This window comes from Bradyrhizobium septentrionale, from assembly GCF_011516645.4.
Lineage (GTDB): Bacteria > Pseudomonadota > Alphaproteobacteria > Rhizobiales > Xanthobacteraceae > Bradyrhizobium > Bradyrhizobium septentrionale.
Map to the genome: position 1 here is coordinate 8,103,014 of NZ_CP088285.1, position 14,422 is coordinate 8,117,435.

Annotated in this window: 12 protein-coding genes; 4 read left to right on the top strand and 8 right to left on the bottom strand. The window is 63.7% G+C overall.

Features of this window, described 5'->3' with window-relative positions:
• Positions 1-71: 71 nt before the first annotated feature.
• The 8 genes from proS to HAP48_RS40535 all read right to left on the bottom strand — a co-directional run bounded on the left by proS (position 72) and on the right by HAP48_RS40535 (position 8,987).
• Positions 72-1,391, bottom strand: coding sequence for a proline--tRNA ligase (gene proS / locus HAP48_RS40500; protein ID WP_166205381.1), 1,320 nt, complete (start codon positions 1,389-1,391; stop codon positions 72-74).
• A gap of 165 nt (positions 1,392-1,556) precedes the next feature.
• Positions 1,557-3,143, bottom strand: coding sequence for a copper resistance CopC/CopD family protein (locus HAP48_RS40505; RefSeq protein ID WP_166205382.1), 1,587 nt, complete (start codon positions 3,141-3,143; stop codon positions 1,557-1,559).
• 3 nt (positions 3,144-3,146) lie between these two features.
• Entirely contained in the window at positions 3,147-3,674 is a 528-nt protein-coding gene (locus tag HAP48_RS40510; protein ID WP_166205383.1) for a YcnI family copper-binding membrane protein, read from the bottom strand.
• 7 nt (positions 3,675-3,681) lie between these two features.
• Positions 3,682-4,191: a copper chaperone PCu(A)C gene (locus tag HAP48_RS40515; RefSeq protein WP_166205384.1), complete on the bottom strand. Its 510-nt coding sequence runs from the start codon at positions 4,189-4,191 to the stop codon at positions 3,682-3,684.
• A 34-nt stretch (positions 4,192-4,225) separates the two neighbouring features.
• Positions 4,226-4,723 (bottom strand): TlpA family protein disulfide reductase, encoded by a 498-nt coding sequence (locus HAP48_RS40520; protein ID WP_166205385.1) that lies wholly within the window; start codon positions 4,721-4,723, stop codon positions 4,226-4,228.
• Positions 4,720-5,946 (bottom strand): sialidase family protein, encoded by a 1,227-nt coding sequence (locus tag HAP48_RS40525; protein ID WP_166205386.1) that lies wholly within the window; start codon positions 5,944-5,946, stop codon positions 4,720-4,722. The genes HAP48_RS40520 and HAP48_RS40525 overlap by 4 nt, the downstream gene beginning before the upstream one ends.
• Positions 5,947-5,957: 11 nt before the next feature.
• Positions 5,958-8,357 carry a TonB-dependent receptor family protein gene (locus tag HAP48_RS40530; protein ID WP_166205387.1) on the bottom strand — a complete coding sequence of 800 codons (2,400 nt, stop codon included), beginning with the start codon at positions 8,355-8,357 and terminating at the stop codon, positions 5,958-5,960.
• Between the two features lie 84 nt (positions 8,358-8,441).
• Positions 8,442-8,987, bottom strand: coding sequence for a DUF2946 domain-containing protein (locus HAP48_RS40535; protein ID WP_224496799.1), 546 nt, complete (start codon positions 8,985-8,987; stop codon positions 8,442-8,444).
• 283 nt (positions 8,988-9,270) lie between these two features.
• Between HAP48_RS40535 and HAP48_RS40540 the strand changes: the two genes are divergently transcribed.
• From HAP48_RS40540 to HAP48_RS40555, 4 genes are all read left to right on the top strand, one after another.
• Complete coding sequence (locus HAP48_RS40540; RefSeq protein WP_166205388.1) at positions 9,271-9,693, top strand: globin; 423 nt, start codon at positions 9,271-9,273, stop codon at positions 9,691-9,693.
• Positions 9,694-9,782: 89 nt separating this feature from the next.
• The gene (locus HAP48_RS40545) at positions 9,783-10,817 is read left to right on the top strand and encodes a sugar ABC transporter substrate-binding protein (protein ID WP_166205389.1); all 1,035 of its coding nucleotides are present in this window, start codon (positions 9,783-9,785) and stop codon (positions 10,815-10,817) included.
• Positions 10,818-10,826: 9 nt separating this feature from the next.
• Complete coding sequence (locus HAP48_RS40550) at positions 10,827-12,329, top strand: sugar ABC transporter ATP-binding protein (RefSeq protein WP_166205390.1); 1,503 nt, start codon at positions 10,827-10,829, stop codon at positions 12,327-12,329.
• A 102-nt stretch (positions 12,330-12,431) separates the two neighbouring features.
• Positions 12,432-13,466, top strand: a complete 1,035-nt coding sequence (locus HAP48_RS40555; RefSeq protein ID WP_166205391.1) for an ABC transporter permease — start codon at positions 12,432-12,434, stop codon at positions 13,464-13,466.
• Positions 13,467-14,422: the final 956 nt, after the last annotated feature.

A 14,422-nucleotide genomic window follows, 5' to 3' on the forward strand; every position in this document is an offset into this window, starting at 1 on the left:
TGTCGATAATCCCATGATTCGGGCCAAATGTGGCCGGATTACCCCGCCGATAAGTGCGGCGTGAATAAACTTTAACCCGCGAGCTTCGCGACCACGTCGGCGGGGCTCATGTTGTCGCGTGAACCGTCGCTGCGACGCTTCACCTCGACCTTGCCGTCGGCAAGCCCCTTCGGTCCGACCAGAATCTGCCAGGGGATACCGATCAGATCGGCCGCGGCGAACTTGGCGCCGGCGCGCTGATCGGTGTCGTCGTAGAGCACGTCGACGCCCTTCGCCAGGAGATCGCGATAGAGCTGTTCGCAGGCACCATCGACGGCGGCATCGCCCTGCTTGAGATTGAGGATCGCAACACGGAACGGCGCGACCGCCTCGGGCCATTTGATGCCGGCATCATCGTGACAGGCCTCGATGATCGCGCCGACCAGACGCGACACGCCGACGCCGTAGGAGCCGCCATGGATCGGCACGTCGACGCCATCGGGTCCGGCCACCATCGCCTTCATGGTGTCGGAATATTTGGTGCCGAAATAGAAGATCTGGCCGACCTCGATGCCGCGGGTGTTGAGCCGCTTTGCTTCGGGGACTTCCTGCTCGAAGCGCGCGGCCTCGTGGACGTCCTCGGTCGCAGCGTAGACCGAGGTCCACTGCTTGATGATTGGCGTCAGGTCGCCGTCATAATCGACGTCCGCACCCGGCACCGGCAGGTCAAGCACATCGCGGTTGATGTAGACGCCGGACTCGCCGGTCTCCGCGAGCACGATGAACTCGTGGCTGAGATCGCCGCCGATCGGACCGGTCTCGGCCCGCATCGGGATCGCCTTGAGACCCATCCGCGCGAAGGTGCGCAGGTAGGCCACGAACATCTTGTTGTAGGAGCGCCGCGCACCGGCCTCATCGAGGTCGAACGAATAGGCGTCCTTCATCAGAAATTCGCGGCCGCGCATCACGCCGAAGCGCGGACGCTGCTCGTCGCGGAACTTCCACTGGATGTGATAGAGGTTGAGCGGCAGGCTCTTGTAGGACTTGACGTAGGAGCGGAAGATCTCCGTGATCATTTCCTCGTTGGTCGGCCCGTACAGAAGCTCGCGCTTGTGACGATCGAGGATGCGCAGCATCTCCGGGCCATAGGCGTCGTAGCGGCCGCTTTCACGCCAGAGATCGGCGAGTTGCAGCGTCGGCATCAAAAGCTCGAGCGCACCGGCGCGGTCCTGCTCCTCGCGAACGATCTGCTCGATCTTCTTCAGCACCCGGAAGCCGAGCGGCAGCCAGGCATAGATGCCGGCCGCCTCCTGCCGCATCATGCCCGCGCGCAACATCAGCCGATGCGAGACGATCTCCGCCTCTTTCGGATTTTCTTTCAGGATGGGCAGGAAAAACCGCGACAATCGCATGGCGTTACTCGGGAATCAGGAAAGCGTGGGAAGAGCTGCAGTGAAACCGGATCGGGTGTGAAAACACAAGGGCCGCCAAATGACAAAAGCCCTTCAAATCAGGCTATTTTCGGCCATTTGAGCGAATTGCGTCCCGCCGACCTGCCCGGCGCGCTGATCGTGCGTTTACCTGACCTCGAAATCGTCTTCCAGCGTCACTTTCTTGAAATCGGTCACCAGGGCATCGATCTGCATGTGCCAGCGGCCCGGGACCGGCAACGGCACCTTCTTCACATGCCAATAGCCGTCGGCACCCAGCGCGGCACTGCGTTCCATCGGCTCGATGCCGCGATCAGGCAGGCTCAGCGTCAGCGTCGCTTCCTTGGCCGCGAACGGGCTGGCATCGCCGTTCATCAGCTGCAGCACAAAGTCGTTCTGCCCGACCTTGCCTGGCGCGATCAGCACCTGGAACATCGCCGCATCGGCGTGGATGTGGACCGCGAGCGGAACGTCGGTCGACATCGCCAGCGCGCGCGGCGGCGGCGTGAAGCGCCACAGCGCGACGAGACCGAGAATGGCGATCATCAGCACGAATTCGAGCGCGATCGAGCGCTGCAGCGGCCGTGTGCGGTGGAATTCGCGCGCGATGGCCGGCGTGAACACCAGGCGGTTCAACGCAGCGAACCCGAGCAACAGCACCACCAGCCCAAGTTTCACCAGCATGATGTTGCCGTATCCGGTATCGATCAGCGCGCGGAAGCTTTCGAGTTGGACCACGGCGAGTGCAAGGCCCGACAGCGCGATCAACGTGACGACCGGCACCGCGATCGTCGAAAAGCGCTGCAGTACCCGCAACAGCGATTCCTTGCGCTGCCAGGCCAGCACCGCCAGTGGCGCCAACGAGCCCATCCAGAAGGCGAGGCCAACGCCGTGGATAAACAGCGCGGTCCGGGTCAGCCATTGCGGAGAGGCGGTGGCGGCGTGGCCGCTGACCGCAAACGACAGCCCGACACAGATCATTGCGATCGCGGTGCGCACGAAGGCCGCACCGAACGACGGGCTGCGCCAGGCGATCGCCGCGATCAACATCGCTGCGATTGCGAGCAGCATGGCCGGAAACAGGCTGGTGCCGGCGGCACCGGCCCATGCCGCCCAAGTCAGCATGCCTGAGAGCGGCAGGTTCAAAAGGTCGACGCCCTGCAAGCCAAGCGAGGCGACCGCGCCGACAAGGCCTGTTACCAGCGACCACATGATCAGTCGTTCGCCGGCCGGGCCCTGCCCGATCCAGGCGGCAAAGAACACGCCGCCGACGCCGGCAAACAGCCCCAGATAGAGCCCGAGCCGCACCAGCCAGATCAGCGCATCGAGCACGCCGTCGCCGGACGGCGCCGCCGAGCCGGAGACGACGCCGATCGAGAATAGCAGCGAGCCGGCGACCGGGTGGCCATCCTGCGACACCACGCGATAGCTGATCACCTGCGTGCCCTGGGGCAGGCCCGCCGGCAGCGTCACGGTCACCGATTGATCGACGGCGCGGATCGCGACATCGCGCGGCTTGCCCGCAGCGTCGAGCAGGCTGACCGCAGTCGGCGCCACCGCTTCGTTGAAGCGGAGCACCACCGTCTTCGGCGCCTCCGTCAGCACGCTGCCATCGGCCGGCTCGGCGGCGATCAGGACGGCATGCGCATGGGCCGAGGTCGCAAGGCACAGCGCCACGAGCAGCGCGGCAAGACTTGCTGCAAGGCTTCCTGCAAGGCTTGCGACCCGCCGCACGGCTTACGACTTCGGCAGCAGCTTGACGCCGGGCGCCGGCGTCTTGCTGCCATGCTCGTGTCCGCCGCCCTGCCCGTCGGCCGGGATATCGATCCAGCGGCTGACGCCCTGCTCGCATTCCTGCACGACCGGGAAGTACAACGTGGTGTTGGGCTTCAACGTATCGGTGAGAAACGTCTGCATCACGAACTCGTCGTAGTTCTGGTCCGAGAGCTTGCCGCCGCTCCAGGCAACTTCCTTCACGCCCTCAGAGAGCCTGGCACCGTGATAGTCGTATTGCGCGGCGTATTGGCCGGTGACCGTATCGAGGGTCCAGCCAGGCTTCGGCATCGGCTTCACCCCGATCACGCCTTCCGGAATCTGCACGCGGAGCTTGATCGTTGCCGATCCCGCGCAGCCATGCGGCACGGCAAAAACCGCCTTGTAGTACGATCCGACCGGCGCCTGCTTTCCTTCCAGAGTGACATGGGCGATCGCCGGTGACGCTGCGAGCAGCGCCGCCGTGGCAATGAGGAGCGTGTGTGACCGCATGGCTGCCTCACATCTTCTTCATGTCCATGTGACCGGAATGGTCGCCGCCAACGGGAGATTGCGCACCGACAGCCTGCACGTCGAGCGAGACCGAGACCTTGCCGGCCTTCTCGAATTCGAGCGTGACCGGCACCTTGTCGCCCTGCTTCAGCTGACTCTTCAGGTCAAACATCATCAAATGATAGCCGCCGGGCGCAAGCTTCACGGTCTTGCCGGGCTCGATGGTCAGCCCCTTGTCGAGCGCGCGCATCTTCATTACGCCGTTGTCCATCGACATCTCGTGGACTTCGATCTTGCCGGCGACGTCGCCCGAGCCTGACACCAGCCGGTCGGGCGTCGTGCCCTTGTTCTCGATCGTCAGATAGCCGCCGCCGATCTTGGCGCCATTCGGCGTTGCCCGGGTCCAGGCCTGCGTGATCACGAGGTCGCCGGCCTTGACGTCCTCGGCGCGTGCGGACGTCGACGCGAGTGCAGCAGCCAGCGCTGCGAGAGCGAGGATGCGGGAGATCGTTTTCATGGCGGCGGATTCCTTTCAGATTGAAGTCGTCGTATTATCGGATTGTTGCAGCCTGCGCGTCAGACCATTTGTTCAAATCGGCGATTTCGGCCGATCCTTCGATCGTCGTGATCGTTCCGTCATGGGCAATCAGCATGGTTCGCGGGATATCGCCTTGCCAGGCCGGATCGATCTCAAATCTCAATCGTTCGGCGAAGCCATCGTCGAAAATCCAGTTCTCGGCCGACCCGAGCCCGGCACGATCCAGCATCGATCGGGTCGCCTCCGGCAGGTTCGGAACCAGATCTGCGCTGATCGTCACGACATCGATATCAGGATGATCCTTCATGAACTGGCCGAGTTGCGGCAGCTCGACCTTGCATGGTCCGCAGGTGACACCCCAGAAATGCACCAGGGTCGGATGCCCGGCATGCGCATGCAGCAGCTTCTGCCAACTGCCGCGCTCGAACGGCTTTGGCGCGCCCTCGCCCGCCGCCAGTGCGGACGGCAGCGTTGCGAGCAGGATAACAGCAGCGAGCAAATGACGTTTCATGGTTCGCCCTCGATCGCTTGAAAATGGTAGCCGTCGGCCTTCGTCATCCACGACAAATAGGTCTGCCGACCGTCCGAGACGAGCAGCGGATGATCGGAGCTGTCGGCGGTTTCCGCGACATCAGTGGGCTTCGACCATGTCGCTCCATCGTCGTGCGATGTCATCAGATTGATCGACGTCTTCTGCCCGTCGAACTCCTTCCATGCCATCACAAGCCCCTGCGGCCCTGCGATGATCTGCGGCCGTGACGGGCTTCGGTTCGGCTGACCGACGGGGAGCGGGTCGGAGAAGGTTTTGCCGCCGTCGCGCGACTGCGCGTAGAACAATCCCTTGCGCGCCTTGCCGTTGGTGTACCACGTCACATGGTAGGTTCCTGCGGGCGAAATGGTCAGGCTGGGGCCATGGTGCGGACATGCCGCGATCTGCCAGTCGTCGCGGCTCACCCGATGCACCTCGCCGGGGCTGGCCAGATCGGTGAAGGTCACGATCGCGTGGTCACGCACGCCGCCTTCGAAAATGTTCCGAAACACCACGACTGGATGGCCTGCCCCATCGAACGCCAGCCCAAGACGGCAGCATTCGCAGGTGTTGTCGGCCGCGAGCCGCGCATCGGAATAGGTCGCGCCACCGTCCGTCGATGCAGCAAAGAACAATCCGGCACCGTCATATTTCTCGCCGCGCTGCTGGGCCGGCACGCGGTTGCGCTTGTCGAGCCAGACCGCGAACACGGCGCCCGCGGGATCGAAGCCGATCGCCTCGAACCGCTGGCTCTCGTTGTTTTTGGTGATCGGCTTCGGCGGATCAAAGCTGCGCCCCCCATCGCTCGATCGCGTGGTCAGCACCTGGCCGTTGAAGGCCTGATCGCGGAAGGTCGAGAAGGCCAGCGCGATGTTTCCCTTGGCGTCGACCGCAAGCTTCGGCCGCGCGTCCGGTCCCCAATCCAGATTGAGTCGCTCCGGGGTCACCTGCAGCGGCGCGGAAAAGCTCTTGCCTTGATCCCTCGAACTCGCGACGGAGATTTGGCCGCCGGCCATCCATGCCAACCACAATGTCCCATCCGGCCCAAAGACGGGAGTGACCTTGGTCGCGCAGCGCAACACGGTCTCTTCGCACGCCGCTTCGGAGGCGTGCTGGTGGCTCATCTGTGCATTGGCCAGGTTCGGCAAGACCGCAAGCATGATCGTTGCCAGCACCGTCAGAGCCGCAGGTTTGCGATTTGTCATCGATGCGCCCCTCACTTGAACGCAATCCTCATGCCCGCCACGAAGGCACGTGGCGATCCGGCATAGATCGAGTTGGTCGTTTTCGCCAGTACGCTCGCGGGATTTTGAATGCCGCCCGCCGTCACCGAGTTCGCGATATTGTTCGCGGAAGCGATGTAGGTCCGGTCGAACACGTTCCGCACCTCGATGTACAGGTTCAACGCCTTGAAATAGTCGGAGACGAGATCGGTCTTGTAGTGCAGGTTGAGGTTGACCAGCTCATAGCCGGGCGCCCTCAAGAGATTGGCGTTGTCCATGTAGAAGCTGTCCTTCCACTGGACCTCGACGAACCCGCCGAGTCCCTGGAACGGACCTGACAGCTGGTCGTATCCCAGCCGCGCCGTGAGCTCGTTCGGCGAAATGCCGGGGATCTTGTTGCCGGCGCGGTTGAAGCTGAACACCGTGCCGTTCGTGATGTTCTCGACGTATTCGGTGTAGACCTCGTCGAGATAGGTGTAGGCGGCCGAGAACCGCCAGCCCGGCAGGAACTTCCAGTCGGCGGCCAGTTCGACACCACGATGCTCCGACCGCGGCGCATTGAACGTGTAGGAGATGCCCGCGAGCGGTGTTGCCTGGGAAACGAGCTCGTCCTTGAAGAACTCGTAGAACCCGGTGACGCTCAGCTTGACCGCGTTGTTCGGGGTCCAGTCGGCTCCGACATCGTAACCGAGGTTCTTTTGCGTCCGCAGCTGGGTGTTATTGCCCGACGTGCCGTCCGGCAGGATGAAGAGGTTGCTGACCTGCGGTGTGCCGTATCCCGTTGCCACCCGGCCGCGGAATTGCCACTCGCTGTTCAACCGGTAGAGCAGCGCCAGCTCGGGCGCGGTGTTCTGGAATTGCCGGTCCGCTGTCGTGATCGCCGTGGTCGTCGCCCCGGCCGCGCCCGCGTAGCTATAGGCGGTGTTTCGCCCTGTGAGATTGGTGGTCTCCCAGCCGATGCCGGCAACCGCCGTCACCGCGGACGTGAGCTTCAGTTCCTCGCGCGCGCGAAGACCGTAATTCGTCGTCGTGCTGAACAGGTTGCTGGACAGGCTTCCAAGCGTCGCATTTCCGCCCGGCATCACATTGCGGGTATCGCTTGAAGCCGTGAGCGTATTGTAGAAGCCGCCAAAATAGGTCGTCGAATCCATCCCGAACAGTTCGCTGCGCCTGACGACGTCGCTCATGTAGTTGTAGGACGGGAAGTCGCCGATCGCGCTCGTCGATCCCGTCGGCTGGTTGATATTGCGGTCGTCGAAGACAAACTGGTTGCGCCAGGTGGTCTGGTTGTCGAAATCGTGCTCCCAGCGGCCGCCGACGATGGTACGGCGGTCGTCACGCCCGAGGCCGGCCTGGACCGCGGTTTCCCTGTCGGTCCCTGCCGCCGAATTGAAACCGTTGTTGAACAGGGTCACGGTTCCGCATCCCGGCGCGGCCGTCGCTCCGGTCGTGCAGCCCTGCTGGAACGGGTTCTGATTGAACTGATTGAGCGACGAGCGGATCGGCAGTCGCGTCGTCAGGTCGTTGTTGATGAGCTTCACCGTGAAACGGTCGTCCGGCGTGACCTGCAGCGTGCCGAGGAAATTGACGGTCTGGGTATTGAACCAGCTGTTCCCGATATAGCCGTCGCCGCGCGCGTCGCTCGCGAACAGCGAGCCCTCGAAATTGCCGACCTTCTTGCCGACGGCAAGATAGTTGTTGAGATAGCCGAAGCTGCCGCCGTCGACGCCATACTCGACGCCGTCGATCGTGCCGCCCGGCCGGGTCCGGAAATTCAGCGCACCGCCGGTCGCGTAATTGCCGTACAGCGCCGATGACGGCCCGCGGATCACATCGATCGCGCCATAGGCGCGCGGATCGATCAGGTCGCTCCGCGACAGACCGTCCGGCTGGGTGACCGGGAATCCGTCATCGAAGATGACGAGGTTGCGGATGCCGAAGCCGTTCCGCGCATTCGATCCGCGGATCGAGATGCCGAAATCACGCGGGCCATTGCCCTGCTTGATCGAGATGCCGGGACTGTCGCGCAACACGTCGGCGACGGAGAACGCCGGCCGATTGTCGAACTGGCTGCGGTCGATGGTGGTCTGGGTCTGGCCCGTGGGCGCCCGGTTCAAGCCGTCGCGGATCGCTGCGAGCGTCTCGCCCGGCCTCGCGCCGCCCGCTGGGGCCGCGACCACGGTCGGAGCTGTCGCCAACTTGGGTGGCCGCCGGACGGATGCCGCTCGAGCGCGCGGCTTGGGCCCTACCGGTTTGGCACGCGCCGCCGCCGCGGGCGCCTCGACGGTGACGGAGGGCAGCGCCGTCTGGGCCTTCGCCCAGCAGGTGATTATGGAAAGGGCCGCGCCCAGCATGAGCGCGCTGGCCCCGCCGTGCGGTTGAAGCCGAAACATGGATGGTTCCTGACACCGGCTCTTCGGCCGGCTTGTTCAAGGGCACTCGCCGGCGCGGGACGCGCACCGGCAGCGAGAACGTCGTCAGGAAAACAGCGGTGGCGCGCGGGCTTGCGCCGAGAGACCGGCCGGCGAACGATCGCGTTCGCTAGCGAAATCGCGCCATACGATCCGGCTCGGCAGGCGTTCGACGGCCTGGGCCGCAACTTGCGGGTTATCAACCGGCGCACCGGTCTGCAGCACGCTGCATGCGGAGCAACAGCCGTCATGGGCCCGATGACCGGTCCGGTCGCCCTGCCCGGTGCCTGAGCCGGCATTGCCGTGGCAGATGGTGGCGGCCGCGAGCGGATCGGACGCGGCAAGGCTCGCCGCCCAGCAGGCCCCGATCGGTGCAAAAATCTGCACCAGCAGGGCAACCAGGACTATGGGCAGAAAATTCTTCAGCCGCCGGCGCATCGCAAAACCCATCCGGAACGGAACTAACCACCACAGGTGCCGAAAGTCGAGATCGCGACTGCCCCCCGTTTCTTCCAGCTCACGGAAATAGCGGAGCGTGACACTTGCGTCACGGCTGCTTCGAAGCGGACGTATCTCCTTACCCAGCCACGTGTTTTCGGACCATTTTCGCAACCGGCGGTGGCACCATCCCAATCATTTCGCAAATTGCTCGAAATTTGAACAATCGTTGCCGAAAATGATGACAAGCCTGGAAAGATGGTCTACCAATTCGGCCTCAGGCCAGCCGCGAGGTGTGTCCTGGTGGTCCAAGTCTCGGGAGGAGCCCGACGCGCACAAGCAGCGTCACCCCATTAATCAAGATCAAATCGAATTCTTGGGGCAAATAGGGTCGACACAATTTTTGGAGCAGGGCTTGGCGCCCTGCTCTTTTTTTATGTGATGATCGCAAAGCGCTATGACTCCATCATCGAATCCAATCGAACGCAGCTTTGAACTCGCAGCCGCGGCTTGCGATGATCTGACGCCGTCCGTTTATCGACGCCTGTTTCGCGAACATCCCGAAGCGCAGGCGATGTTTCGCACCGAAGGCAGCGAGCCGGTGAAGGGATCGATGCTGTCGCTGACGATTCAAGCCATCATCGATTTCGCCGGCGAGCGCAGGGGACATTTTCGCCTGATCGAATCGGAAGTGTTCTCGCACGACGCCTACGGAACACCGCGCGAACTGTTCGTCGCCTTCTTCGCCGTGATTGCGGACTGCTTGCGCGAAATTCTCGGCGAGCAATGGTCCGATGAGATCGATGCTGCGTGGCACAAGTTGCTCCGCGACATCGCGGCCGTCGTGCAGCAGAAACATCTCGTGGACGACAGGGCGTAGCGTCACCGTTCCGATTGTGACACACTCCCTTTATCCGCGGCGCGTGCAACTGACGCCGACGGAGAGAAAAAATGAAGAGGGAGCAAGCAATGCCAGGAATCGACAAGGGGATGGACAAGGCGTCGACGACGCGGCGCGACCTTCTGCAATTGGCGGCGGCCGGTGGAGCTGCGGCGGGATTGTTCGGCGGAATGGGCGTGACGTCCGCGTTCGCAGCCGAAATGGGCCGCTCTGAAAAGCCGCTGAAGGCCGCATTCTCCAACGCCGGACTGCAGGCGACGTGGTGCGCGCAGGGCAAGCAGGCCGCCGAGTTCTGGGGCAAGCTATTCAACGTCGAGGTGACCTGGTTCGACGGTCAGCTCGACGCCGTCAAGCAGCGCGCCGCGATCGACAACATGGCTTCGCAGAAATGGGATTTCGTCGCGATCCAGGCGTTCGGCATCGGTACGCTGACCCAGCCGGTGCAGAAGATGATCGACGCCGGCACCCCCGTGATCGACATGGACACGCTGATTGCGCCGCTCGACCAGATCAACGTCCACTCGTTCCTCGCGCCCGACAACGAGTTCATGGGCGCCTCGGTGACGCAAGCGCTGTGCAACGCGATCGGCGGCAAGGGCAAGGTCATCATGACCCAGGGCGCGCTCGGCCACACCGGCGCGCAGGGCCGCGCCAAGGGCTTCAACACTGTCATCAAGCAGTTCCCGAACATCGAAGTGCTGGATACCCAGCCCGCCGACTGGGACGTCTCGAAGACCGCCCGCCTCTGGGAAACCTATCTGACGAAATATCCGCAGATCGACGCGGCGTTCTTCCACAATGACGACATGGCGCTCGCCGCCTACAACATCATGAAAGCGCGCAACCGCACCAACATCCTGATCGGCGGCGTCGACGCCATGCCGCCGGCGATCCAGGCGGTCAGCGAAGGCCGCATGTTCGCCACGGTCCGCAATCCGTCCTGCCGCATCCATGGCGGCGCGATCGTCGCGGGTGTCGCGGCCGTGGTCGGCGGCGAGAAGAGCGGCCAGGGCATTCCGAAGAATGTCGTGACCGACGGCCCCGTCGTGACCAAGGCCAACGCCGCCGGCATGCAATGGATGGAGGATCACTTCCTGATCTGAGCGGCCCTCATGTCGCAGGGACGCTCCCCGATCCTCGAGTTGAACCAGATCACGAAGGCCTTCGGCGGTGTCGAAGCCCTTCGTGGAGTCGACTTCGCGCTTCACGCCGGCGAGATTCATGGTCTCGTCGGCGAGAACGGCGCCGGCAAGAGCACGCTGATGAAGATCATCGCCGGCGTGCATCCGGAGTTCTCCGGCCGCTTCATGCTGGACGGCAAGGAGACCCGCTTCCGCTCCACCCGCGACGCGCACGCCGCCGGCATCGGCATGGTGCATCAGGAACTCAGCGTCGCACCTGATCTCACGGTTGCTGAGAATGTCTTCCTCGGCAACCAGCCGACCAACCGCTTCGGCGTCGTGCAATGGCGGCGGATGGCGCGCGAGGCCGGCGAGCAGCTGTCGCGGTTTGGCATCGACGTCGATCCGATGACACGGCTCGGCGACCTGCCGATCGGCCTGCAGCAGCTGATCGAGATCGCCCGCGTGCTGTTTTCGGGCGCGCGCATCATCATCCTCGATGAGCCGACCTCCGCCCTCTCCCCGCCCGAGGTCGAACGCCTGTTCACGACGCTGCACAAGCTCCGCGACGAAGGCACCAGCATCGTCTTCATCTCGCATTTCATCGAGGACATCCTCCGCGTCTCCGACGTCGTGACCGTATTCCGCAACGGGCGCAAGATCGCCGAGACCGCGTCCGCCGACACCACCAAGGGCGCCCTGATCGAGGCCATGATCGGCCGCGGCGGCGAGGCACTTGAGCACAGCTACACCGACGACCTGATGCTCCCGCAATCGAATGGCGGCGCGGTGGTGCTGAAGGTCGATCAGCTCTCGCTCGGCCGCAGCCTGAATGACGTCTCGTTCGAGGTCCGCTCCGGCGAGGTGCTCGGCATCTACGGCTTCATGGGCTGCGGACAATTGGAGCTGTCGCGCATCCTGTTCGGCAAGCTCCGCCCCGACGGCGGCACGCTTGCGGTTGATGGCTCGGCCAAGACCTTCCGCAGCACCGCGGCGGCGCGGCGCGCCGGCGTCGCGCTGGTGCCGGAGAGCCGACGCGCCATGCTGTTCCACCAGGAGCCGGTCTACAAGAACATCTCGATCAGCGTCCTCGACCGGATCTCGGCGCTGCTGCTCAAGCCGGTGCGGGAGCGTGCGATCGCGCAGCGCCAGGTCGAGCAGCTGCAGATCAGGCCGCCGGTGGTCGGTCTCGACCTCGGCATGCTCTCCGGCGGCAACCAGCAGAAGGTGGCGCTGGCGAAATGGCTGACCTATCCGCCGCGTTTGCTGGTGCTGTGCGAGCCGACCCGCGGCATGGATGTCGGCGCCAAGAACGACGTGATCAACATCGTGCGCGATCTGCGCGCCAAGGGACTGGCGATCATCGTGCTGTCGACCGAGCCGGAGACGGTGCTGTCGCTGGCCGACCGGATCCTGGTGCTGAAGCGCGGCGCGGTGGTGCGTGAATTCGCCGGCGAGGCGGTCAGCAAGGACCGCCTGCTGGAGGCGGCTTAGAGCATGGTCCGGAAAAGTGCGAAGCGGTTTTCCGATTAGACCATGCTCAAATAACTGGAGAAAGCGCGATGACCAAGTCATCGCGCTTGATGGAGAGGCATGATGGCAAGCAGTGACAGCGCGACGAGCCCGGCCGATCACAAACGGCCGCGCGGGCTGGCGCCGTTCCTGCGCTCGCAGATGCGCAACATCGCACCGTTCCTGACGCTGATCTTCCTCAGCGGCTTCTTCGCGATCGCGAGCCCGTCGTTTGCGACCGTCGACAATCTCGGCAACATCCTCACCCAGGTGTCGGTCACCGGCATCATCGCCGTCGGTCTCACCTTCGTGATCCTGTGCGCCGAGATCGATCTGTCGATCGCCAGCATCGCCAATGTCACCGGCATTGCGGTAGCGTACTTCACGCTGCAGGAATCCTACGTCAACATCGCCAACATCCCGATGCCCGGCTTTGCCGCGATCATGCTGGCGCTGGCGCTGTGCGCGCTGCTCGGCCTGGTCAACGCGCTGGGGCTGACGGTGATCGGCATCCCCTCCTTCATCATGACGCTGGCCATGATGCAGATCGCGGCCGGCGTCTCCGCGCTGCTGGTGCGCGGACAGATCGCCTACAAGGTGCCGGGCCTGATCACGACGCTCGGCTCGGGCTCGATCGGCGGCATCCCCTGGATCGTGATCGTCGCCGCGGTGATGCTGCTCGGCGGCCATCTGGTGCTGACCTACACCCGGTTCGGCCGCTACGTCTACATGGTCGGCGGCAACCGCGAGGCGGCGGAATTTGCCGGCCTCAACGTCAAGCTCATCCTCGGCAGCGTGATGGTGATCTCGGCGGTGTGCTCGGGGATCGGCGGCATGCTCGGCGTCGCGCATTTCGGCAGCGCGCAGCAGAACGAGTTCGACACCTATCTCCTGGATTCGATCGCGGCAGTGGTGGTCGGCGGCACCAGCCTGTTCGGCGGCCGCGGCGGCATCGGCAACACCATCGTCGGCCTGTTCGTGCTCGGCGTGCTCAACAACGGCCTCGACCACGTCAATATCGACAGCTTCCTGAAAATCCTGATCCGCGGCCTGATCCTGCTCGCCGCGCTGATCATTAACGTCTATGCGCAGCGGCTGCGGGAGCGGACGGCAGAGTAGTATTGGTAGTCGAGACTCGCCGGTCGAGCGTCGCATGTCCCTATTGGTCCCGTCATCCTGAGGAGCCGCGAAGCGGCGTCTCGAAGGATCGACGGCCACCGGCCGGGCCGCGCATCCTTCGAGGCTCGCTCCGCTCGCACCTCAGGATGACGGTGTTAGTCTGATTCAATTGTCAGACAGCTTGTTCGGTGTCATCACCCGCGCATGCGGGTGATCCAGTATTCCAGAGACGGCTTTGCGTGAATGGAGAAGCCGCAGCGTACTGGATCGCCCGGTCAAGCCGGGCGATGACAGATGAGAATGGAGATATAGCTTCGCATTCTCGCGACATGATTTGTCCGAGCTTTGGATTTCGTTCACCCTCTCTTGAGCAGAGGGCGCAGGGAAAGCCGGGTGCCGATCGCACCCATGGGCCCCGAGCAAAAGGTAGAAAGCTCGGGGGTAGGACTACAGGTGTAACCGGAAACACTCCGGCTTTCTCTGCGCGATGGGTTACGGCTTATTTCGTGCTCTCCCCGGCGAGACTGGGCTTTTTTGTCACCGCCTTCGCAACACGCCTTCGCATCTTGCGAGAGGACACCTGCCGCTAGGGCGTCAGGACCACACGACTTCGCCGTCCGCTTCATGCGCACTCGTCGACTGCGCAATCACCGTCCACCGCATCCCACACCGCGTTCGTGACGACCGCGAAGCGCCCCTCGATCGGGTGAGACGGCTGGATTCATAGCACCGAGTTGCGCTTCTGATAAAGCGAAACATTTTCGCTGCGGGGGCTTGCGTCGTCGGGCAACTCAGTGGCATGGGCACCTTCGGCGTACCAGGGCCCGGACGCCATAAAAACGTGCGGTGCCGACGGCCTGCCCGAGTCCGCTGTCCCCTCGAAAGCCGACGGATTGTTGCATAGCGTCGAAACGACGCGATGGGCCCACAAGCGGCCATCAGCGACCTCCAAAGAT

Excerpts from the sequence above, each read along its gene's own strand:
- proS (WP_166205381.1), bottom strand. The coding sequence starts at position 1,391 with ATGCGATTGTCGCGGTTTTTCCTGCCCATCCTGAAAGAAAATCCGAAA.
- HAP48_RS40510 (WP_166205383.1), bottom strand. The coding sequence starts at position 3,674 with ATGCGGTCACACACGCTCCTCATTGCCACGGCGGCGCTGCTCGCAGCG.
- HAP48_RS40515 (WP_166205384.1), bottom strand. The coding sequence starts at position 4,191 with ATGAAAACGATCTCCCGCATCCTCGCTCTCGCAGCGCTGGCTGCTGCA.
- HAP48_RS40520 (WP_166205385.1), bottom strand. The coding sequence starts at position 4,723 with ATGAAACGTCATTTGCTCGCTGCTGTTATCCTGCTCGCAACGCTGCCG.
- HAP48_RS40525 (WP_166205386.1), bottom strand. The coding sequence starts at position 5,946 with ATGACAAATCGCAAACCTGCGGCTCTGACGGTGCTGGCAACGATCATG.
- HAP48_RS40530 (WP_166205387.1), bottom strand. The coding sequence starts at position 8,357 with ATGTTTCGGCTTCAACCGCACGGCGGGGCCAGCGCGCTCATGCTGGGC.
- HAP48_RS40540 (WP_166205388.1), top strand. The coding sequence starts at position 9,271 with ATGACTCCATCATCGAATCCAATCGAACGCAGCTTTGAACTCGCAGCC.
- HAP48_RS40545 (WP_166205389.1), top strand. The coding sequence starts at position 9,783 with ATGCCAGGAATCGACAAGGGGATGGACAAGGCGTCGACGACGCGGCGC.
- HAP48_RS40550 (WP_166205390.1), top strand. The coding sequence starts at position 10,827 with ATGTCGCAGGGACGCTCCCCGATCCTCGAGTTGAACCAGATCACGAAG.
- HAP48_RS40555 (WP_166205391.1), top strand. The coding sequence starts at position 12,432 with ATGGCAAGCAGTGACAGCGCGACGAGCCCGGCCGATCACAAACGGCCG.